The organism is Paenibacillus sp. CMM36, assembly GCF_053570945.1.
Map to the genome: position 1 here is coordinate 1 of NZ_JBSEDY010000034.1, position 22,230 is coordinate 22,230.

General features: G+C 48.2%; 22 protein-coding genes, 1 rRNA gene and 1 riboswitch. Of the genes, 4 read left to right on the plus strand and 19 right to left on the minus strand.

Annotation, left to right across the window (positions count from 1 at the left end):
* Positions 1-245: 245 nt before the first annotated feature.
* From purD to purM, 4 genes are all read right to left on the minus strand, one after another.
* Entirely contained in the window at positions 246-1,511 is a 1,266-nt protein-coding gene (gene purD / locus ACWA2B_RS27375; protein WP_449292844.1) for a phosphoribosylamine--glycine ligase, read from the minus strand.
* A 71-nt stretch (positions 1,512-1,582) separates the two neighbouring features.
* Complete coding sequence (gene purH / locus ACWA2B_RS27380) at positions 1,583-3,130, minus strand: bifunctional phosphoribosylaminoimidazolecarboxamide formyltransferase/IMP cyclohydrolase (protein ID WP_209950366.1); 1,548 nt, start codon at positions 3,128-3,130, stop codon at positions 1,583-1,585.
* 130 nt (positions 3,131-3,260) lie between these two features.
* Complete coding sequence (gene purN, locus ACWA2B_RS27385; RefSeq protein WP_209950367.1) at positions 3,261-3,875, minus strand: phosphoribosylglycinamide formyltransferase; 615 nt, start codon at positions 3,873-3,875, stop codon at positions 3,261-3,263.
* Positions 3,875-4,915 carry a phosphoribosylformylglycinamidine cyclo-ligase gene (gene purM, locus ACWA2B_RS27390; protein WP_209950368.1) on the minus strand — a complete coding sequence of 347 codons (1,041 nt, stop codon included), beginning with the start codon at positions 4,913-4,915 and terminating at the stop codon, positions 3,875-3,877. Before purM ends, purN begins: the two co-directional genes overlap by 1 nt.
* Before the next feature lie 207 nt (positions 4,916-5,122).
* Between purM and ACWA2B_RS27395 the strand changes: the two genes are divergently transcribed.
* Positions 5,123-5,332: a hypothetical protein gene (locus ACWA2B_RS27395; RefSeq protein WP_449292845.1), complete on the plus strand. Its 210-nt coding sequence runs from the start codon at positions 5,123-5,125 to the stop codon at positions 5,330-5,332.
* A 300-nt stretch (positions 5,333-5,632) separates the two neighbouring features.
* On the opposite strand, the gene purF is transcribed toward ACWA2B_RS27395, so the two are convergent.
* Genes purF through ACWA2B_RS27420 form a run of 5 tightly spaced genes read right to left on the minus strand, consistent with a single transcriptional unit; the run spans position 5,633 to position 11,199 of the window.
* Positions 5,633-7,114, minus strand: coding sequence for an amidophosphoribosyltransferase (purF, locus tag ACWA2B_RS27400; protein WP_029516033.1), 1,482 nt, complete (start codon positions 7,112-7,114; stop codon positions 5,633-5,635).
* Positions 7,099-9,342: a phosphoribosylformylglycinamidine synthase subunit PurL gene (gene purL / locus ACWA2B_RS27405; RefSeq protein ID WP_039272360.1), complete on the minus strand. Its 2,244-nt coding sequence runs from the start codon at positions 9,340-9,342 to the stop codon at positions 7,099-7,101. Before purL ends, purF begins: the two co-directional genes overlap by 16 nt.
* A complete protein-coding gene (gene purQ, locus ACWA2B_RS27410; protein WP_029516035.1) occupies positions 9,320-10,009 on the minus strand; it encodes a phosphoribosylformylglycinamidine synthase subunit PurQ in 690 nt (229 codons plus the stop codon). Before purQ ends, purL begins: the two co-directional genes overlap by 23 nt.
* A 4-nt stretch (positions 10,010-10,013) precedes the next feature.
* Positions 10,014-10,259, minus strand: a complete 246-nt coding sequence (purS, locus tag ACWA2B_RS27415; RefSeq protein ID WP_165150837.1) for a phosphoribosylformylglycinamidine synthase subunit PurS — start codon at positions 10,257-10,259, stop codon at positions 10,014-10,016.
* Between the two features lie 58 nt (positions 10,260-10,317).
* Positions 10,318-11,199 carry a phosphoribosylaminoimidazolesuccinocarboxamide synthase gene (locus tag ACWA2B_RS27420; protein WP_318628462.1) on the minus strand — a complete coding sequence of 294 codons (882 nt, stop codon included), beginning with the start codon at positions 11,197-11,199 and terminating at the stop codon, positions 10,318-10,320.
* Between the two features lie 290 nt (positions 11,200-11,489).
* Here ACWA2B_RS27420 and ACWA2B_RS27425 point away from each other — a divergent pair, with 290 nt between their 5' ends.
* Positions 11,490-11,669, plus strand: a complete 180-nt coding sequence (locus tag ACWA2B_RS27425; RefSeq protein WP_449292846.1) for a hypothetical protein — start codon at positions 11,490-11,492, stop codon at positions 11,667-11,669.
* Positions 11,670-11,725: 56 nt separating this feature from the next.
* On the opposite strand, the gene ACWA2B_RS27430 is transcribed toward ACWA2B_RS27425, so the two are convergent.
* The 6 genes from ACWA2B_RS27430 to ACWA2B_RS27455 form a co-directional block, all read right to left on the minus strand.
* A complete protein-coding gene (locus ACWA2B_RS27430) occupies positions 11,726-11,905 on the minus strand; it encodes a hypothetical protein (RefSeq protein ID WP_449292847.1) in 180 nt (59 codons plus the stop codon).
* Positions 11,906-11,921: 16 nt separating this feature from the next.
* Entirely contained in the window at positions 11,922-13,220 is a 1,299-nt protein-coding gene (gene purB / locus ACWA2B_RS27435; protein ID WP_307354042.1) for an adenylosuccinate lyase, read from the minus strand.
* A gap of 2 nt (positions 13,221-13,222) precedes the next feature.
* Positions 13,223-14,398, minus strand: coding sequence for a 5-(carboxyamino)imidazole ribonucleotide synthase (purK, locus tag ACWA2B_RS27440; protein WP_449292848.1), 1,176 nt, complete (start codon positions 14,396-14,398; stop codon positions 13,223-13,225).
* On the minus strand, positions 14,395-14,880 hold the full coding sequence (gene purE, locus ACWA2B_RS27445) for a 5-(carboxyamino)imidazole ribonucleotide mutase (protein WP_014279837.1): 486 nt from the start codon (positions 14,878-14,880) through the stop codon (positions 14,395-14,397). Before purE ends, purK begins: the two co-directional genes overlap by 4 nt.
* A 148-nt stretch (positions 14,881-15,028) precedes the next feature.
* A riboswitch (purine riboswitch) is annotated at positions 15,029-15,130 on the minus strand.
* 350 nt (positions 15,131-15,480) lie between these two features.
* Positions 15,481-15,915 carry a universal stress protein gene (locus ACWA2B_RS27450; protein WP_061832065.1) on the minus strand — a complete coding sequence of 145 codons (435 nt, stop codon included), beginning with the start codon at positions 15,913-15,915 and terminating at the stop codon, positions 15,481-15,483.
* A gap of 147 nt (positions 15,916-16,062) precedes the next feature.
* Positions 16,063-16,326, minus strand: a complete 264-nt coding sequence (locus ACWA2B_RS27455; protein WP_342434846.1) for a DUF1294 domain-containing protein — start codon at positions 16,324-16,326, stop codon at positions 16,063-16,065.
* A gap of 194 nt (positions 16,327-16,520) precedes the next feature.
* On the opposite strand from ACWA2B_RS27455, the gene ACWA2B_RS27460 reads away from it, so the two are divergent.
* Complete coding sequence (locus tag ACWA2B_RS27460) at positions 16,521-16,649, plus strand: DUF4023 family protein (RefSeq protein ID WP_013308788.1); 129 nt, start codon at positions 16,521-16,523, stop codon at positions 16,647-16,649.
* Between the two features lie 413 nt (positions 16,650-17,062).
* The gene (locus ACWA2B_RS27465; protein ID WP_342425656.1) at positions 17,063-18,223 is read left to right on the plus strand and encodes a type II asparaginase; all 1,161 of its coding nucleotides are present in this window, start codon (positions 17,063-17,065) and stop codon (positions 18,221-18,223) included.
* A 181-nt stretch (positions 18,224-18,404) separates the two neighbouring features.
* Here ACWA2B_RS27465 and ACWA2B_RS27470 read toward each other — a convergent pair whose 3' ends face one another.
* The 4 genes from ACWA2B_RS27470 to rrf all read right to left on the minus strand — a co-directional run bounded on the left by ACWA2B_RS27470 (position 18,405) and on the right by rrf (position 22,226).
* A complete protein-coding gene (locus tag ACWA2B_RS27470; protein ID WP_016819760.1) occupies positions 18,405-18,542 on the minus strand; it encodes a hypothetical protein in 138 nt (45 codons plus the stop codon).
* Between the two features lie 98 nt (positions 18,543-18,640).
* Positions 18,641-20,776 carry a DNA topoisomerase III gene (locus ACWA2B_RS27475; RefSeq protein WP_340954258.1) on the minus strand — a complete coding sequence of 712 codons (2,136 nt, stop codon included), beginning with the start codon at positions 20,774-20,776 and terminating at the stop codon, positions 18,641-18,643.
* A gap of 128 nt (positions 20,777-20,904) precedes the next feature.
* Positions 20,905-21,897 carry a ketoacyl-ACP synthase III gene (locus ACWA2B_RS27480; RefSeq protein WP_029516043.1) on the minus strand — a complete coding sequence of 331 codons (993 nt, stop codon included), beginning with the start codon at positions 21,895-21,897 and terminating at the stop codon, positions 20,905-20,907.
* 212 nt (positions 21,898-22,109) lie between these two features.
* Positions 22,110-22,226: ribosomal RNA gene (gene rrf, locus ACWA2B_RS27485) — 5S ribosomal RNA — on the minus strand.
* Between the last annotated feature and the right edge of the window lie 4 nt (positions 22,227-22,230).

Sequence of the window (22,230 nt, forward strand, 5' to 3'; positions counted from 1 at the left end):
TTTCGCTATTGCCGTTTGCGCGGTCTTCCAAACGTCAGGGAACAAGCCCTTATGACGGCAGCCGTGCAGAACATGAAGAAGATGGCGATCCACCTAGATCGCCTGGAGAAACAGGGGTAACCCCCCCTGCTTCTCCAGAGACCAGAGCATTATGATGTGAAAAAGAAACCCACGTCTCAAAATGACGGGGTTTCTCGACAATCTGAGAACCTCCACAGAGGTTCTCTTTATCCTATATGTTGCTGCTACAGCAATGCTTTTGCCGCAATATCCGTACGGTTTTGTTTACCTTCAAAGGTAATACGATCCGCCTGTTCGTAAGCTTTGTCACGTGCCTCGGCAATGTCACGCCCCAAGCCAACCACGCCTAGTACGCGTCCTCCGTTCGTTACCCACTCACCCTGTTCGTTGATGCCCGTTCCAGCATGGAATACAATAGCTTCGTCTACCTGTTCCAATCCGTGGATAGGTACGCCTTTGGCGTAAGCTGCAGGATAACCTCCGGATGCCAGCACCACGCACACTGCCGCTTCGTCCTTCCACTCGATCTCCACCTGATCCAGCGTGCCATTTACAGCAGCGAGAAAAATATCGAGCAGATCGGATTTCAAACGAGGCAGAACCACTTGAGTTTCCGGATCCCCGAAACGTGCATTAAACTCAATGGTCTTCGGCTTGCCGTCCGGCGAAATCATCAATCCGGCAAATAATACACCTCGGAATGGACGCCCTTCAGCAACCATGGCCTTGGCCGTCGGTTTAATAATCGTCTCAATAGCTTCCTCAATAATGGAATTGGCTATGTGAGGCAATGGAGAATACGTACCCATGCCACCTGTATTTGGCCCTTTGTCACCATCAAAAATAGGCTTGTGGTCTTGCGCCGCGGCCATCGGACGAACCGTTTCACCATCGACAAAGGAGAGAATCGACATTTCCTGACCAGCCAGAAACTCCTCAATCACGACTTGTGCCCCGGCTTCGCCAAACACCTTGGCCACCATAATGTCAGAGAGAGCCTTTTCCGCTTCCTCCATCGAGTAAGCGACCGTTACCCCTTTGCCTGCCGCCAGTCCGTCTGCCTTAATGACGATCGGGATCGGTTGCTCCTTCAAGTATGCATGTGCTTCCTCGTAAGTATAAAACTTACGATAGGTTGCTGTCGGAATATGATATTTATGGAGCAAATCCTTCATGAAGATTTTGCTACCTTCAATTTCCGCTGCATTTTTACGCGGTCCGAATACGGGAATGCCTTTCGCTTCAAAAGCATCCACAATGCCATCTGCCAGCGGATCATCGGGGCCAACCACGACAAGTCCGACCTTTTTGGATTCCGCCAGTTCTGTCAGCGCGTCAAAGTCACTCACCGGAATCGGCACACACTCCGCTAACTGTCCGATACCAGCATTGCCTGGTGCGCAATAGATTTGTCCGGCCTTGGGGCTTTTCTTCAGCGACCACACAATTGCATGTTCGCGGCCGCCCCCTCCGATAACCAAAATATCCATTCAGGTGATTCCTCCCGCTCCCATTAAGATTGTTCAGGTGAAAATGCTGCTGCATCCTCAACTCATACAAGTTAGTGCTTGAAATGACGTACGCCTGTAAAGACCATGGCAATGCCGTATTCGTTAGCAACCTTGATGGACTCTTCGTCTTTGATGGAGCCGCCCGGCTGAATAACTGCTGTGATGCCTGCTTTAGCTGCCAACTCCAACGTATCGCCCATCGGGAAAAATGCATCGGATGCCAGTACGGCACCTTTTGCTTTGTCACCAGCCTGCTCGATAGCAATCTTGGCCGCACCGACACGGTTCATTTGTCCAGCGCCTACGCCAATGGTCATATTATCTGCCGCCAGTACGATGGCGTTGGATTTCACATGCTTAACCACTTTCCAGCTAAACAAAAGCTGTTTCAGTTCTTCCTCGGATGGTGCCCGCTCCGTTACAACTGTAAGTGCATCCGAGTCTACAGCGTGAATGTCATTTTGCTGAACGACCATGCCACCTTCAATGGAAGTCACGACGAAGCGGCTTTCCACCTGTTCAGACCGGGAAAGCTCACCCAAATCAAGCAAACGAATATTTTTCTTTTTCGTTAAAATCTCCAATGCTTCTTTCGTAAATCCCGGTGCCAGTACAATTTCCAAAAAGATCTCACTCAGCTTATTTGCTGTATCACCATCAATAATCCGGTTAGCCGCTACGATGCCGCCAAAAATCGAGGTTGGATCAGCTGCATACGCCTTGCTGTACGCTTCATAAATACTGCCGCCAATTCCCACACCGCAAGGATTCATATGCTTAACTGCTACTACTGTAGGTTCGCTGAATTCTTTGACAATTTGCAAAGCTGCATTAGCATCATTGATGTTATTGTAAGACAGCTCTTTGCCGTGAAGTTGTTTCGCTGTTGTCAGTGTACCCTTTGCCGCCAATGGCTCACGGTAAAATGCCGCCTGCTGATGCGGATTTTCGCCATAACGCAAATCCTGGATTTTTTCATAGGTTACAGTGTAACGCTCAGGCAACGGCTCACCTGTCACATTCGACAAATAATCGGATATCAAAGCGTCGTATGACGCCGTATGGCGGAACACTTTTGCAGCCAAACGCTTACGGGTATTCAGCTCCGTATCGCCATCCTTACGAATTTCCTCCAACACTGTGCTATAGTCATCAGCATCAACCACCACACTGACAAAAGCATGATTTTTTGCCGCAGAACGAAGCATCGTTGGCCCGCCGATGTCGATATTTTCAATCGCGTCCTCATAAGTTACACCGGGTTTGGCAATCGTTTCCGCAAAAGGATACAGATTCACAACGACCAGATCAATATAACCCAATCCAAGCTCTTTCATCTGACGCTGATGCTCTTCATTATCCCGAACAGCCAGCAAGCCGCTGTGTACCGCAGGGTGGAGTGTTTTAACACGTCCATCCATAATTTCAGGAAAACCCGTTACCTCGGAAATGCCGATGACAGGAATGCCCTCCTTCGACAACAAGCTGCTCGTTCCCCCTGTCGAAACGATCTCCACACCCAATTTGGACAACTCGCGGCAAAATTCCACGATCCCTCGCTTATCCGATACGCTGACGAGCGCTCTTTTAATACTCACCCTGTCTCCTCCTTTAGCTCTTTCAGAATTTTGCAAAATTCTCTTTTATCATTTTATTTCCCGAGAAATATCGGAAAATGCCTGTACAGCATCCTTGATATAACAATGATATGACAAATTACAATCATTCTTAGAGAAGTGAAATCACTTTGCGACCATTTAATTGGATTTTGCCTTGGGCTAATTTTCCAACTACTTCTGGATATAGCTGACGTTCTACGGATTGAATGGCTGCGGATAAGGATTCCGCAGTATCATGGTCGCTAACCTCCACGACACGCTGGGCAATAATAGCTCCCGTATCCATGCCCCCGTCCACAAAATGAACGGTGACGCCACTTACCTTGACACCATAGGTCAATGCCTGTCCAACAGCATCTTTCCCTGGAAATGCCGGAAGTAGTGACGGATGAATATTAATGATTTTTCCTGCGTAGGCATCGACCATGACGCTGGATAGCAAACGCATGTAGCCAGCTAACACGATGAGATCAATTGATTTCTGCTCCAGTAAAGCCACCAGTTCACGCTCATAGTCTTCTCGAGAAGGATATTCCTTGGGTCGAAAGGTATGGCACGCAACTCCAGCTTTCTGTGCTCTAGCTACGGCAGGAGCCGCAGGCTTGTCACAGATGAGCAATTCTACCGAGGCATCGCCCAGTTCTCCTCGCGCAGCGGCATCCACCAATGACTGAAAATTCGTCCCTTCGCCTGATGCAAAAACAGCAATCCGGTACTCGTTCATTACACCTCGGCTCCCGTAAAGGTCACGATAGAACTGCCTTCCGTTACTTTTCCGATCACATAGGCAGCTTCGCCCTGTTCCTTCAGAACTTCCAGTGCAGTCTGTGCATGCTCTTCGCCTACAACGATTACCATGCCAATCCCCATATTAAAGGTTGTGAACATGTCTCTGTTGGAGATTGCACCTTTTTCCTGCATGAGCTGGAAGATCGGCAAAATCGGCCAAGTGCCGTATTCAATATCCACATTGACGTGATCCGGTAACACTCTTGGGATATTTTCAATAAAACCACCACCTGTGATATGCGCCATACCTTTTACTTTTACCTTGTCCAGCAATGCCAAAACGGATTTCACGTAAATTTTCGTCGGCTCCAGCAGTACATCGCCCAGTTTGCCGTTTAAGCCTTCGATTTCATCATGCAAATCATAGCCCTGCTGTTCCAATAACAGCTTGCGAACCAGTGAGAAGCCATTACTGTGAACTCCACTGGAGGCCAGCCCAATAACGGTATCTCCAGGGGCAACGGAGCTGCCGTTGATGATTTTACTTTTATCTACAATCCCTACCGTGAATCCGGCAATATCATATTCACCCTCGCTATACATCCCTGGCATTTCTGCGGTTTCACCGCCGACCAGCGCACAGCCCGATTGATGGCATCCCTCTGCGATTCCAGCGACTATAGCTTCAATTTTCTCGGGCACAACCTTGTCACAAGCGAGGTAATCCAGAAAAAAGAGTGGCTCCGCGCCCCCGACGACAATGTCGTTTACACACATCGCAACCGCGTCGATACCAATGGTGTCATGACGATCCATTGCGAAAGCAAGCTTCAGCTTCGTGCCGACACCATCGGTACCGGAAACGAGTACAGGCTCCTCGTACTTATCCTTATTCAGGCCGAACAACGCACCGAATCCGCCCAAGTCCGTCAGCACTTCGGGACGGAAGGTACGTTTAACGTGCTTTTTCATCCGTTCTACTGCTTCATTACCGGCAGCGATATCTACCCCTGCATTTTTGTATGCTTCGGACATTCATGAACACTCCTTCAAATGATTGACCCTCCTAAGTCCTCCCTAACAGAGAGGATTCCATGGGGCTGCTCCCCCTGGACCTCTCAAGAGTCGGTCAGATGCGTAGGGTTGGGTGCTGCTTGGTGTATGGTTCGTGCTGTGAGTCGCGTGCTTTCCTTTGTGAATTGCGGGGCATTCCCGTAATTCACAAGGACACGCTTTGGTGCGTTGCCGCCTTCACGGCGGCGGGGGCACGTCCCGGGCTGTTTGCTTCGCAAAGGCGGGGACGTGCCGGGCAAAGAAGTGAGCAGCGCCAACGGGCGGCTTACTTCTTTGCCCTTTGAGGCAGGCAGCTTTGCCTTGCCTGCTATTGAGCTTCGCTTCGCGGCTCAACCTTACAAGAGCAGGGTGACTTTTTACGAGTCACCGCTCCGCTAAAAACTCATGGCATGAAATAGTTATGCCATGAGTTTTTAACTGCCTTACCTATCCTCTTCTTGGTGGGAACCAAAGAGGTACAGGCACTGCTGCAATAATGCTGCATACCTGAGAAACGCAGCGGGTGGAAGGATTCTGGAGAAGCGAAAGCGTTCGCCTTTGCAGCTGGATTCCAACCCTGTAAGGGATTATTTCAATCCAGGAATCCAGCGGCAACAGCGATCGTAAGAACCTTCCACACGCGGAGTAGCCCCCTCAGAACCGCATTATATGGCGCTAGTACCTCTTTTGTTCCCTATACTAACAACTACATCCGAACTTCTCTTCGCCTTTGAAATCTACCTGAGTCGGGTAATCATTATCGAAACAAGCTAGGCACAAGCCGCCTTTGTAATCCTGTTCGTTATATCCACCTACAGCGGCAATCAAACCCTCGGCGCTCATAAAGTAAAGCGAATCGGCGTTAATTTCCTCACGAATTTCCTCGACGGTTTTAGATGAAGCAATCAGTTCCCGGCGATCCGGCGTGTCAATACCGTAGAAGCACGGGTTTTTGAAAGGCGGCGAGGTAATACGTACATGTACCTCCAACGCTCCCGCATCACGCAGCATATTCACGATTCGACGGGATGTAGTGCCCCGGACGATAGAATCGTCGATCATAATGACTCGTTTACCTTCAACAACGCGGCGTACAGCGCTCAGCTTCATTTTCACACCCTGCTCGCGCAGCTCCTGACTCGGCTGAATGAAGGTACGTCCAGTGTATTTATTTTTAATCATGCCCAGCTCATAAGGAATACCTGTCTGCTCTGCATAACCAATCGCAGCCGAAATACTGGAGTCCGGTACACCGGTAACCAAATCTGCATCAACAAAAGCTTCCAGCGCCATCTGGCTGCCCATTCTTTTGCGTGCAGCATGAAGATTAGAACCATTCAAGTCACTGTCAGGCCGGGCAAAATAAATATATTCCATCGCACATAGCGCTTTACGGTGCTTTTCTTCCGTGTAACGATCTTCATGCAGTCCATTTTTGTCCAACACCAACAGCTCACCCGGTTCGATATCGCGCAGCAACTCTGCCCCAATCGTTTCCAGGGCACAAGACTCGGATGCGAACAGATAAGCATCTCCCAGTCTGCCCATCGTGATTGGACGCAGACCATTGGGGTCGGAAGCCACGAGCAGCTTGTCGTTGGTCATAATAAGGAAAGCAAACCCGCCGACAATACGCTTCAATGCATCCTTAGCGGCCTCCACCAAATCCTTGGACGATCGTGCGATCAAATGTGCTACTACTTCTGTATCGCTGGTCGTTTGAAAAATAGACCCGCCCTGCTCCAGCTCATGCCGGATTTGCAAAGCATTCACGATATTCCCGTTCGTGGCTACTGCCAAATCGCCATCACGATACTTGAACACCAAAGGCTGTGCATTCGTCAGCTTACTGTCTCCACTTGTCGAGTAGCGCACATGTCCTATGGCAATATCGCCTGTCAGCGAAGCCATCAAATCTTTATTGAATACTTCTTTTACAAGACCCATACCACGATGATAATGGAACTCGTCACCACTGCTCACACAGATGCCTGCACTTTCCTCCCCACGATGCTGGAGTGCATGCAATCCGTAATATGCTAGGGAAGCGGCATCGGAGTGTCTATACACACCGAATACGCCGCATTCCTCTTTTAATTTATCAAACAGCCCCTCTTTACCAGAGCCTTCATTATAATAATCTCCAGTCCACAACGTCCGTGCTGTTATTTCATCAGACATGGAATGACATCCTCCCAGATTTGCTTCAAACTGGCGACTGCCTCGTTCAAAGCGGGTTGTCCGTTCACCTCAACTGTCAATTGTGATCCTTCAACTTTTCCTAATACGGTAACTGGCACTTCCAAACCACGTAGATGTGCTTCCAGCGCAGACGCTTTATCCGGCGATGCAGATAACAAAATACGGGACTGGCTTTCGCTAAACAAGGCATGGTCAGGACGCAAAGTCGTTTCTACGTTGACCTGTGCTCCCAATCCGCCGCTAATCCCGGATTCCGCAAGCGCTACAGCCAATCCGCCCTCTGCCAAATCATGCGCAGATTGTACCAATCCGCCCTGAATCGCTCCCAGTACCGCAGTCAGCAGCTTTTTCTCTACGTTCAAATCCAGCTCAGGAGGGCGTCCCTCGGATACACCGTGTACGACAGCTTGGAACTCGCTACCTCCCAGCTCGGCCTTCGTTTCCCCCACCAAGAAAATCACATCACCCTCGGCTTTGAAGCCTTGTGTCGTAATATGATCTGTATCATGTACCAGACCTACCATACCAACAACAGGCGTCGGATAGATGGAGCCTTTGGTATTTTCGTTGTACAAGCTGACATTACCCCCGATAACAGGTGTATCCAGTACACGGCAAGCTTCAGCCATACCATCTACGGCTTTTTCCATTTGCCAGAAAATATCCGGCTTTTCAGGGTTACCGAAGTTCAGGTTATCTGTAATCGCCAAAGGCTCGCCGCCAGAACATACAATGTTACGTGCTGCTTCGCTAACTGCAATCCGTCCGCCTACCTCTGGATCCAGGTATACATAACGTCCGTTACAATCTGTCGTCATGGCGAGCCCCTTACGAGTTCCACGCACGGTTACTACAGCTGCATCCGATCCCGGACGAACGGCTGTACTCGTACGAACCATGTAGTCATACTGCTCGTATACCCATTTCTTACTAGCTACACTTGGTGAAGACAGCACCTTTTTCAGCGCACCGTTCAAATCTGTCACTTCTGCATAACGAAGTGTGTCAATAGCAGCATTTTGCTCATAATAAGCGGGGATTTCGGAAGGCTTGTCATAAATCGGGCATTCATCAACCAGTGCCGTCACTGGCATATCTCCGACCACTTCATTGTGATGGAACAAACGCAAACGACCGTCATCCGTCACTTTACCGACCTTGGCACAAATAACGCCCCAGCGCTCGAAAATTTCCAGTGCCTGTGCTTCATCCTTAGGCTCTACTACGAACAGCATCCGTTCTTGTGATTCAGACAGCATCATTTCATAAGGTGTCATACCCTCTTCACGCTGCGGTACCTGATCCAGATACAGCTCCAGGCCGTTGCCAGCTTTACTCGCCATCTCTGCGCTAGAGCAGGTAAGTCCTGCGGCACCCATATCCTGAATACCCAGCACAATACCACTATCGATCAGTTCCAGACATGATTCCATAACCAGCTTCTCCATAAAAGGATCGCCTACTTGAACCGCAGTCCGGTTCGCTTCAGATTCTTCTGTCAGCTCAACCGATGCGAATGTCGCTCCGTGAATCCCATCACGACCTGTCGGTGGGCCCACATAGAACACCGGGTTACCGACCCCTTTAGCAACACCACGCTGGATTTTATCATGGTCAATCAGTCCGACACACATTGCATTAACGAGCGGGTTGCCTTCGTAGCTTTCATCAAATACAACCTCGCCACCTACAGTCGGAATACCGATACAGTTCCCGTAGCCCGCAATACCAGATACCACATGCTCGAACAAATATTTCACACGGTCGCTCTCCAGCTTGCCAAAACGCAGAGAGTTCAACACCGCAACGGGTCTTGCACCCATGGAGAAAATATCACGGATGATACCGCCTACCCCAGTCGCTGCCCCTTGAAAAGGCTCCACAGCCGACGGATGGTTATGGCTTTCGATTTTAAATACAACCGCTTGGTTATCACCGATATCTACAATGCCTGCGCCCTCGCCGGGTCCCATCAGCACTCGTGGACCGCTCGTTGGAAAACGACGCAATAACGGCTTGGAGTTTTTGTAAGCACAATGCTCTGACCACATGACACTGAATACACCAATCTCCGTATAATTCGGCTGACGTCCCATGAATTCACAGATCAACGCATATTCGCTATCCGACACACCCATCTGCTGGTACAGTTTATGCTCGGCAACCTGCTCTGCCGTTGGTTCCTTAGCGGACACTTGCTGCGCCATGTCGATCCCTCCATGCGTTCAAAATAGATGTAAACATACGTTTGCCGTCATCCGTTCCGAGCAATGCGTCCACCGCGCGTTCAGGGTGAGGCATCATGCCCAGCACGTTTCCTTGTTCATTACAAATCCCTGCGATATCCGTCATGGAACCGTTTGGATTATCTTTATACGTAAATACGATCTGGTTATTCGCCTGCAAGCGAGCCAGCGTCTCATCATCACAGTAATAGTTGCCTTCGCCGTGTGCGATCGGAATGACGATCTTTTCACCAGCGGCGTAATCTTTAGTAAAAGGTGTTTGGTTATTCGCAACCTGCAACACCGTATCCCGGCATAGGAATTTCATCGACAGATTACGGCGTAAAGCCCCTGGCAACAGACCGGCTTCGGTCAGAATTTGAAAACCGTTGCAAATACCCAAAATATATTTGCCCTCGGCAGCCGCTTTCGCAACTTCCTTCATCACCGGAGCAAACCGGGAAATCGCGCCGCAACGCAGGTAATCCCCGTAGGAGAAGCCTCCTGGAACAAGAATACAATCATAAGGCGACAGATCCGTCGCAGTATGCCAAACATAATCGACAGGTTCACCGACCGTGTCCTCTACCGCCTTATAGCAGTCAATATCACAGTTGGAGCCCGGAAAAACCAGAACTGCAAATTTCATGGAATCAGCCCTCCAGTTCGTAGCGGTAGTCTTCAATGACCGTGTTGGCCAACAGCTTTTCGCACATCTCAATGATGCGCTTTTCAGCAATCTCGCGGTCTGTTGTATCCAGATTCAATTCCATATACTTACCAATTCTGACGCTGTCCACTTCTCCGAAACCCATAGAATGCAGTGCGCCTTGCACCGCAACCCCCTGCGGGTCCAAAACGCTTTGCTTAATCGTGACATAGACTGTTGCTTTCATCATGTTCCTTCAGTTCCTCCTCCGAATGAGTGAATCCTATTGGTTGAATTATGATTACTATTTACTGTGCCGTCAGACGCCGCCAAATATCCGTATATCTTGCAGTTGTTTCTTCTACGACCTCAGCAGGCAATGGATCGGGCTCGCTATTCTTGTCCCAACCAGATGATGCCAAATAGCTTCGTACCGGCTCCTTGTCCATGCTGTCAATCTCAACATCCAGCTCATACTTTTCCTGGGCCCAAAAACGGGATGAATCTGGCGTGAAAATCTCGTCAATCAGAATCACCTTACCGTTAACAAGACCAAACTCAAACTTGCAATCGGCTAAAATAATCCCCCGCTTCTCGCAGAAAGCACGTGCAAATTCGTACAACGCCAAGCTCTTTTCCTCAAGCTCACCTGTTAGTTCCACCCCGACCAGTTCTTTCATTTGATGAAGTGAAATGTCCTCGTCGTGTCCAACATCATTTTTTGCAGCCGGTGTAAATAAAGGCTTGGGAAAGCGCTCATTTTTACGTAGCCCCTCTGGCAATGGAATGCCGTTCACCTCACCGTTCTGCTCATACTGACGCCAGCCGCCTCCGGTAATATATCCGCGCACCACACACTCAATGTCGATGCGTTCAGCCTTCAGCGTGACCATGATCCGGTCCTTCAGCAACGCTTTATTCTGTTCGTCGATCACATGCCCGAGCTTGTTCACATCAGTGTGCACGACATGGTTTTCCAACAAGTCTTTCGTCTGCTCAAACCAGAAAGCGCTGAGCTTATTCAGCACATTTCCCTTTTCGGGCACGGGTGGCTCTAACACATAATCAAAAGCCGAAATTCGGTCCGTCACGACAATCAGAAAATGCTCTCCGAGATCATACAGTTCACGCACCTTGCCTTTGTACAAGAGCGGCGCATGGATCAGACCTTCGGCAGTAGACAATGACATTTCATTACACCTCTTTCATAGAAGTTGCCCCTCCTAAATCAACCTTTGCCCCTCCTAAATCCTCCCCTCAGGGAGAACTCCCAGGGCTGCTGCCCTCGGGACTCCCGCAAGGTTGGCTGGTGAGCCGGGTGAGGGCGTTTATTATGTGACTCGAGTGGTATGAGCGCGTTTCGCCGGATGAAGGCTTGTTGGCACAAGCTTTCATCCAGCAACGCTTTTACGTCGGTACAAAATAGCGTTTTTACGCGTATGCCGCCGCAATACCATTCGGCCCGTGGCCGTAGCACGGCATGCCGTGCAGCGAGCATTCTGGCTTCGCCTGTTGTGCGCATGTGCTACACTGCGCACGGATACGGTGGCTCAAGGCTTTGCATCTTGAGCCTGCGCGTGCTCGTGAGGGCCACGGGCTGTTTGCTACGCAAATTCGGCAGCCCTCGCGAGCACGTTCCTTTACGATGGAAAAGCAGTGAAACACGCTTATCTATCGCTCTTGGGGTGGTGCGGCATCTTATGTGCCGCACCTTCCCTAGTTCTGCTCCCACACGCAGGTTGGTGCTGGAAAGCAGCGGAGCGGACGGAATCGTTCTGAAGAAGCGTTAGCGCTTGCCTTTGCCTCTGGATTCCAACCTTTGCAGGTTTTCCAATTCAGGAATCCAGGGGCAACAGCAATCGGAAGAATGATCCGTTCGCGCAGCGGCCTCACCAAAGCACCAACCTTCCTCCTATTCCCCTAATCCCAGCTTTTTGAAGATCGTATCCACGTTCTTCAGATGCCAGGCTGGGTTAAAAGCATCCTCGATTTCATCTGCGTTGAGCACGGCAGTAATTTCCGGGGTCGCCTCAACGATATCGCGGAACTGGCGTTGCTCTTCCCATGCCTGCATGGCACGTGGCTGCACGGTATCGTAAGCTTTTTCACGACTAAAACCTTTATCGATCAGCTTCGTCATAATACGACCGGAGAACGGTACGCCGTACGTACGCGCCATATTGCGCTTCATATTTTCAGGGAAGACCGTCAGATTTTTCACGATATTGCCAAAGCGGTTCAGCATGTAGTTCAACAGCATCGTGGCATCCGGCAGAATAATGCGTTCTACGGAAGAATGCGAAATGTCGCGTTCATGCCATAGGGTTACGTTCTCATACGCCGATACCATATGCCCACGAATCACACGTGCCAGACCGGAGATGTTTTCACTTCCGATCGGATTGCGTTTATGCGGCATCGCGGAAGATCCTTTTTGACCCTTGGCAAAGGCTTCCTCCACCTCACGGAATTCACTTTTTTGCAGAGCACGGACTTCTGTAGCAAATTTGTCCAACGATGTGGCAATCAACGCTAATGTTGCCATGTATTCGGCATGACGGTCGCGCTGTAGCGTCTGTGTAGAAATCGGTGCAGGCTTGGTACCCAGCTTGCGGCATACAAATTCTTCTACGGCCGGGTCAATGTTGGCGTATGTCCCAACTGCACCGGACATTTTACCGTATTGTACTTGGTCAGCGGCAAAACGAAAGCGTTCCAGATTGCGCTTCATTTCCTCGTACCACAATCCCATCTTCAGTCCGAATGTGGTCGGCTCGGCATGCACCCCATGTGTACGTCCCATCATTGGTGTATGCTTGTAAGCCAATGCCTTTTCCTTCAAAATTTCAATAAAATTCAAGATATCGCGTTCCAGGATTTCATTCGCCTGCTTTAACAGGTAGCCCAGTGCCGTATCAACTACGTCTGTAGAGGTTAGACCGTAATGTACCCATTTGCGCTCGTCTCCAAGACTTTCGGACACCGTGCGAGTAAAAGCAATGACATCATGTCTTGTCTCCTGCTCAATTTCATAGATCCGTTCAATATCAAAACTTGCATTCTTACGCAGAGCCACAGTATCCTCTTTAGGAATAACCCCTAATTCCGCCCAAGCTTCACAGGCACACAGCTCTACTTCCAGCCACGCTTTAAATTTATTTTCTTCCGTCCAAATCGCTCTCATTTCCGGTCTGCTATAGCGTTCGATCATAACTATTTATTCCCCCAAATATTGGTTTGTTCAATCCATTCCAGCGCTTGTTCCGCATCCTGGCACAATAGATTAATATGTCCCATCTTTCGGCCTGGCTTGGCTTCACTTTTTCCATACAAATGCAGCTTGGGTACAACATCCAACCTTTCAGCTTCAACATCCGATTGCGCAAACCGCCGAACCACGTCCTCCAAATGCTCACCTAGCACATTGACCATCACGACGGAAGTCAGCAGCTTCGTGCTGCCCAAGGGTAAACCGCAAATCGCACGTATGTGCTGCTCGAATTGCGACGTGGCGCATGCCTCCATCGTGTAATGACCGGAGTTATGCGGTCGCGGTGCCAACTCATTAACGTACAACTGTCCGTCTTCGGTGACAAACATCTCCACAGCGAGCAGTCCCACCGCACCCAGCGACTCTGCCACAGCCAGCGCCAACTTGCGTGCTTCCTCCTGAACAGGTTCTGGCACGCGCGCAGGTACAATCGACGTGTGCAAAATGTTGTTTACGTGAATGTTTTCCGCAGGTGGAAAGGCTTTAGCTTCACCGTTCGTGCTGCGAGCTACAATCACCGAGATTTCGCAGCGAAAACGGATGAACTGTTCCAATACCAGTTCCGCACCGCCTCCTGCCAATTGTTCGTAGGCGGCTAAAGCTTCCTCCGGTTGGCGAATGACCACTTGTCCCTTGCCATCATAACCACCGACTGCTGTCTTGAGCACACACGGTACACCCAGTTCAGCTACCGCTTGGACCATATCCGCAGGACTACTAATTTCACGATACGGAGCGACAGGGACACCAGCAGCTTCAATAGAACGCTTTTCACGAAGACGATGCTGTGTTGTGTACAAAAGACTGCTGCCTTGCGGCACGCTGGATTCCTGTTCCAAAAGCGCAGCCACACCTGCGTCCACATTTTCAAACTCATACGTGATCACATCGCACCGACCAGCCAACTCTCTGGCCGCATGCTCATCATCATAGGCAGCACGGATTTGTTCTGACACCTGTCCACACGGGCTATCCGGTGCAGGGTCCAGCGTCACAAAGCGATATCCTAGGTTTGTCCCTGCTAGCACAAGCATTCTGCCCAGCTGTCCGCCTCCTAGAAGTCCAATCGTTGTTCCTGGAGGACGAATGCGATCTGCAGATTCAAATGCCTCATTCATAGTGAGTCACTGCCTTCCAGCACCTCATCACGGATACGGTCGCGTCTTGCCACAACCCGCTGACTTATCTTTTCGTCAAAAGCGCCTAATATTTGTGCGGCCAGCAGCCCTGCATTCGTAGCGCCTGCCTTACCGATTGCCACAGTGGCAACCGGAATACCACCCGGCATCTGCACAATGGAGAGCAGGGAGTCTAGACCATTCAGAGCCTTCGACTGGACAGGCACACCAATGACTGGCAAGGATGTCTTCGCAGCCACCATCCCTGGCAAATGCGCTGCCCCACCCGCTCCAGCAATAATGACCTTTAATCCACGCCCGGCGGCCTCTTCTGCAAAACGAAACATTAAATCCGGTGTACGATGGGCTGAAACTACCTTTTTCTCATATCCGATTTCAAGCTCGTCCAGCACAGCACATGCATGCTGCATGGTGTCCCAGTCTGATGTGCTGCCCATAATGACAGCGACCTGCACTGACATGTCCTTCACTCCCTGTTTATCAATAAGCGCCAAAAATCCGGCACTCGAAAATAACGTTATTTTCAAGACACCGGACTACGAAAAAACAAACGACAGAGCCTCTTAAAGGCATGCCAAAAGCAAGCCTCTTCCACCGCATCCGATGCGGCTTCAGCCGTATGTCTCCCGTAGTCCGGAAATTTAAGGTTTCCAGGTAGAAACTTCCGGGCCATATCCCCGGCATTATACGAGTTAGCATTGTGCCTATTCCATCCCAATCGATATTCTTTACAAGTATGATCGTGGTTTGTTTCGGCTCAAACATGTGTACCTTATTAAATTGTACCTAAAGTTCATTTTTTATCGACAATACACTTCCTAGTTTAACAATTCCCTACACCTTATGTCAACTTGAAAACGAACATTACAATAATCATGCAATAGAATGTTCGTGTTTAACAAAATCAACACCCTTATATACCCACAGGTCAGGACTATTGTATTACGTTTAGCTATCTATTACCTATCCTGATAACAGCGAGCGTACCGCATTCCACTGACAAAAATAAAAGTCGGCACTCCCTATACAGGCAGTAAACCGACTTTCACTTTTTTATTCAGTTATTTTACGACCAGCACAGGAATGCGCGCATGCTGCACCACATTGTGACTCACACTACCTAATACAAATTCACGAATACCGCCCAAGCCACGGCTGCCGATCACAATCGCATCGAAGCCATTCTCATTGGCATAATCCAAAATGACTTCGGCTGGAGAACCTTGAATCAGTTCCACCTTGGCATCTACACCCTGCTCAGCAAGTCGTTTTTTAACTTCATCCGTAGTTTGTTCGGCCAAATCGTAATATTCTTTATTTATTGAAGCCGGAATTGGAGCCAAACCTTCGCCCATAAAGATCCGAGGAAAATCGAATGCCGTTACCACCTCAAGCTTCGAGGAGGGTGATGCCTTGACCAATTCAGCCGCCTTTAACAAAGCCTTGTTGGATGCATCCGAACCGTCATAAGCAAGCAATACTTTTGAAAATATCATAATATGCACCTCTTCCTAATTCAGTTTATTGATTCAAAGCCTGAAATATGTATTCCTATGGTTGTTCATTCCATGACATCACTGGATGGCTGGAATAGTCTTCTCACTCATCATTAAACTCCCCTATGAGAAGCTAAACTCCTCGCCTTACCTTAAAAAATAACTATACAACAATGCGTTCATGAATAGCAACGCAGGAATACCTAATCTGAAACTCATATGCCGTGTTTTATGGCGTTTACGGTACATGGCTATTAGCACGCCTAAGGCTCCCCCGATCAGGGCCAGGAAAAACAGCGTCCGTTCAGGTACACGATCACGATGTTTACGTGCTCTCTTTTTATCTTCCGACATTACCAGATAGCCTACTGCATTGATAAACAGCAGCCATACCAACAAGCCTGTCTGCAATGTCTCTCCTCCTTTTGCACACCGTACCAAGTTCAGGTATTAGGCCTTATATAGCGTTCTCCCCCTCATTATAACCCCACCCCTTTTACAGAAACAACGCCTCCCCTGACTTGGATAGCGCTTTTGCGGAAATAGTAAGGTGGCATAAGGGCGATCCCCGAGTGCATCTATTTCGTCTTAAAGGAGGAACTGCCATGGAAAGCACCCATGAATACGTTGAAAAGCTGCGAGAAAATGCAAAAAAGGCAGAACGCAACCGCAAACGAGGAAAAGGAACTCCCAGCGCCAGCTTGCCGACAAAACAGCATAGCAAAAACCCCTGATCATGGGATCTGTATTCAGCTTAGAACCATGTTATTAACGTAAAATATCAACTTCACCTTGTCCTTCTCATTGAATGACGTTAAAGGTAAACTCAGTTGTTCACCCTTCAACAAAAACAACAAGCGGACCTCTTACGGATTTCTGCTTGTTGTTTTGTTTTTGCAAATATTTTTTATTCAAGCCGTGGTCTTTACCTTAAACAACCGACTGTTCATCTTACTACATACACCTACCACACGTAATAAAGCGATTACATTTATAATAAATAAGTTCTAAAGTCATATTTTCTAACATAACTGTTGACTAAAAACAATTTTACACCCTATAATTCGTGATATTAACGTAATTCGACAAAATTTTTGTCAGTTAATCTATCATTAATATTAGGTTTAAGATTGGAGAGGAGCTTTATATGACTAACATGAAAAAAATGACGATGATTCCCCTGTTGGCTAGCTTTATTCTCGGAAGTACCTTATGGAGTGGTGGATTTACCGCCAACGCTGCGACAGCAGCTACAACCAGTACAACTGCCCCTACTTCTACTACTACAACGTCGGACAAATCCGGAAATCCTCAAACCAATCATTTACCCAATATTAAAATACTTGCCACAGGAGGGACCATTGCAGGATCATCTGCCGTCAACACGGATACAACCGGCTACAAAGCAGGCGCGTTGGGTGTGGAAACCTTGATCAATGCCGTTCCTGAGATGAAAAGTATTGCAAATGTCAGTGGTGAGCAAGTTGTTAATGTAGGTAGCCCCGACGTTAATAATGAGATCCTCTTAAAACTTGCCAAACGCACCAATGAACTGCTTGCCAAAGACGATGTAGATGGCATTGTCATTACACATGGTACAGATACATTAGAAGAAACAGCTTATTTCCTCAATCTTGTTATCAAAAGCGATAAGCCTGTGGTTGTCGTTGGCTCTATGCGTCCAGCTACTGCGATCAGTGCCGATGGTCCCTTCAACCTCTATAATGCAGTGAAAGTCGCCGGGGCTTCGGCCTCTAAAGGTCAGGGCGTACTCGTCCTGCTGAACGACCGTATCGGTGCAGCAAGATACATCACCAAAACGAACACAACAGCAGTCGATACGTTCAAATCTGTGGAGCAGGGATACCTTGGAGCTGTTGTGGGCGATCAAGTGTACTACTACAACAAATCCACACACAAGCATACGACTTCTTCTGTATTCGACATCTCTAACCTGACTCAACTGCCACAAGTAGATATTTTATACGAATATCAAAACAATGGTCGCTATCTGTATGATGCAGCCGTAGCAGCTGGTGCCAAGGGTATTGTCGTAGCTGGTTCCGGTAATGGTTCCTTGTCCAAGACCTCCTCAGAAGGCGCAGAGGCCGCAGGTAAAAAAGGAATAATCATTGCCCGCTCCAGCCGAGTGGGAAGTGGAGTAGTGTCCCCGTCAACAAAAGACGCAGCTTCAAACTTTGTATCGACCGATTCGCTTAATCCACAAAAAGCACGGATTTTGCTCATGCTTGCTTTGACCCAAACACACGATGTTAACCAAATTCAATCCTTCTTTAATGAATACTAAGAACATTTATCCCAAATCAAATAAATACAACATCCTTATTATGAAAAAGAAGCAGCGATTACGGTTGATCACCGTAACTGCTGCTTTTTTTTGCAAGACAAGTCTAGCATTAATAACTACTTCATCTAATATCCAATCGTCTTGGTTCTATACAGTAATCCATCGTCCCTCCCACGCAGCATCAAGACTGCTGTTTGGGAATCCCATTCAAGCTTGGAGGATATTTCGCTTGCTTCTCTGGATGAGCAGCAATTTCCTCCTCCAGTATGCTTGATTTATTTTGCTGATTATTGATTTTAAGCGGTTTATGTTTGGGCATAAATACTCACCTCCTCGGATTACCATGCCAAGGAGTGATCGTTTTTATACCGACATGCACCTACTGATTATGTTGACTGCAGCGCTTATGGACATCTGTCATTTGCCCTGCTTTTGTTCCATCGCAGCTTTTAGCAAATCACCCAAACTGGAGCCAAAAGATTCCTGCTTTTCAAATTGTCTTACTAGCTTTTGCTGTTCCCGTTTGTTTACCCGTTGCTTGTCCTTATCCAACGTCTCGGTAATGCCGCAGGGCAGGCATCTTACATACAATCCTGCTTTGCCCTCTTTCATTTCCATTTTCTTATGACACTGCGGGCAACGTCGATTGGACAAACGTTTTTCCCCTGAACGACGGTAACCGCAATCCGCACTTGGACATACAAGGAACTTGCCTTTCTTACCCTTCTTCTCCAATAGCTTTGTACCACAATCTGGACAATGACTATTCGTCACATTATGAGGCTTGTACTCCGCACTGCTATTTTTCACAGTGGAAACCAGTTCTTTCGCCATAGCACGAATAGAATTCAAAAACGGTTCCGGTTGTCCTTGACCACGAGCAATCCGTTCCAGCTCCGCTTCCCAACGTGCCGTCAGCTCAGGCGTTCGAAGCTGTGGAGCTGCCAGTTCAATCAGTTGCTTACCTTTCCCGGTTGGATGCATCACGTTCCCCTGACGCTCAATCGTATCCGAGCTGACAAGCTTTTCAATCAGATCGGCACGAGTAGCAGGAGTACCCAGTCCATGCTTTTCCATCTGAGCGAGCAGGGCTGCTTCCGTATACCGCTTCGGCGGCATCGTTCGCCCAGCTCGTACAAGACAACGCTGTAACCGGACGGAATCTCCTTTTTGCAGCTCAGGTAAAATAACGCCCCGTCCATTGTTTTCCCGATCCTCTGCTTCTTCATCATCCATATCATAATGGTTCGCGTCATATACAGCACGCCATCCGCTATCTTTTACCGTTGTGCCTTTTACGTGAAACGTCTCCTGCTCCACCGTAACTGATACGGCTACAGCATCATAACGTGCAGGTGGATAGAATAGACTGATAAACCGTCGTGCAATCAGATCATACAGCTTACGTTCTTCCGGGCTTAACTGATTAAGTAATAATGTCTGCTCAGTAGGAATAATCGCATGATGATCCGTAACTTTACTGTCATCCACAATTCGCTTTGTGATCGGCAGGTTGTTACGCAATAGCGGGCGTGCCAAGGAAGCATACGGACCTACTGCTACACTACTGAGCCTTTCCTTAAGGGTATCCACCATATCGGATGTCAGATAACGGCTGTCCGTACGTGGATAGGTCACCAGCTTATGCTGCTCATACAGACGCTGAAGCAGATTGGACGTCTGTTTGGCCGAAAAGCCGTAACGTTGGTTAGCATCTCTTTGCAGCTCCGTTAAATCATACGCCAGCGGGTGAGGCTCGTTCTTTTCGCTCTTTTTAACACTGGCAACTGTGCCTTTGGCCCCCTCAAGCCTACGGCGCAAAGTCTCTGCTTGAGTACGGTCAAACATGCGTGAATCCCCGTTTTCTGCCCGCCAAGTTGCCTGAAAATCGCCGAAGTCCGCCGTCAAAGTATCATATTCCTGAGAACGGAATTCGGTAATTTCTTTCTCACGCTCCATAATCATCCCCAGCGTTGGTGTCTGCACTCTTCCAGCCGAAAGTTGGGCGTTATAACGACAAGTCAACGCGCGAGTTACATTGAGACCAATCATCCAGTCTGCTTCAGCTCTACAGCGAGCCGATTCATATAAACGATCAAACTGCTGACCAGGCAATAGCTTTGCGAAACCTGCCTTAATCGCCTTGTCTGTCTGTGAGGAGATCCATAAGCGTCGGAAGGGCTTTTTCCAGTTTGCCATTTGAATGATCCAGCGTGCCAACAATTCTCCTTCGCGAGCAGCATCTGTTGCCACGATAAGCTCTCCAATGTCCTGCCGCTTCATGAGTTGCTGCACAGCTTTGAACTGATGATTACTTTCACGCAGTACCTTTAACTTTGAACTCTTCGGAAGAATAGGCAGATCCTCCAAATTCCAAGTCGCATACTTAGAATCGTAATCCTCCGGCTCTGCTAAGCCGACCAAATGTCCCAGTGCCCACGTCACTACGTACTGGGGTCCTTCTATATAACTTTTATGCTTCTCGCGGCTACCCATCACACGTGCTATCTCTCTGGCCACGGATGGTTTTTCTGCTAATACCAATACCTTCATGTTACGCTCCTTTCTCTCATAGTGTTAATTATACCATCCTGCCATGATCCGATAAATTCTAATGCAACGGCTCTTATTAACATGTTCGTACATACTATTGCAATTGCTTTACACCGCTTAGGACCAGCTTACAAATCAGGCACACTCCATTTTAATAGCAGACCTGCATAGGTAAGTCCTCCCCCAAATCCATATAACAACACATGTTGTCCATACCGTAAACGTCCATCATCCAAACCACACTGCAAAGCCAACGGGATGGATGCCGCCGATGTATTGCCATACAATTCTACGCTTGTCAGCGTTTTTTCCAAAGGTACTGTACTTCTTTCACATATGGACTCGATCATTCTCAAATTAGCACTATGAGGTACAAACCAGTCAAGATCCTCTTTCTGCATATTTGCCTTATCCAATAATCGTTCGATTCCCGTTGGAACAGAGCGAACAGCCCATTTATAAACCTCACGTCCATTTTGAGCAATAAATCCATGGTCTTGCAGCTTCTCTCCATCCAAATGATCAGATAATCCCACTCGGTAAAGATGTGCTCCCCCATGCCCATAAGTACCTATATCTGAAGTTAAAAATGATCCTTCATCCTCGTCATATTCAACAAGCGCAACCCCTGCACCATCTCCAAAAAGTATACACGTCGTCCGATCCGTATAATCTGTAATTTTGGACAACGTTTCGGCTCCCACTACTAGCACCTTACGATGCAGACCACCCGTAATAAGGCCATTTGCCAAATGAAGTCCATAGGAAAAACCTGCACATGCTGCACTAATATCCATTGACCCTGTATTCGGAATATCAAAATGAGCCTGAATACGTGAAGCCGTGCTCGGAAAGTAGTAATCAGGTGTACTCGTCGCTACAATGATCATCTCAACATCGTTTATATTTACGTCATACAGGTTAATCATACGTGTAATAGCTTGTATGCATAAATCAGATACATATTGATCTTCAGCCGCAATGCGTCTTTCATGCATACCCGTTCTCTGTACAATCCACTCGTTACTGGTATCCACAAGCTTCTCCAAGTCAGCGTTCGTCAAAATCCGTTCAGGTACATAAGTGCCAAAGGCCGTAAGCTTAGCTTTTGAATTCAACAATCTGATCACTCTCCTTTGTAATCCTTATTCACATTATAACACCAGATACTAATACCTGGTACTAAATTATTTTAAAACCGTCTTCTTATTACTAGTTAATATCCACTTATCCAGTTAAACTTATAACAAGCTCAATTTAAATAAAATCCCACTGCCTTTTAACGCAAAAAAAGACCATGATCTTATGAAGATCATAGTCTCTTTTGCTTGTTGCTTGGCGACGTCCTACTCTCCCAGGACCCTGCGGTCCAAGTACCATCGGCGCTGGAGGGCTTAACGGTCGTGTTCGGGATGGGTACGTGTGGAACCCCTCCGCTATCGCCACCAAACATG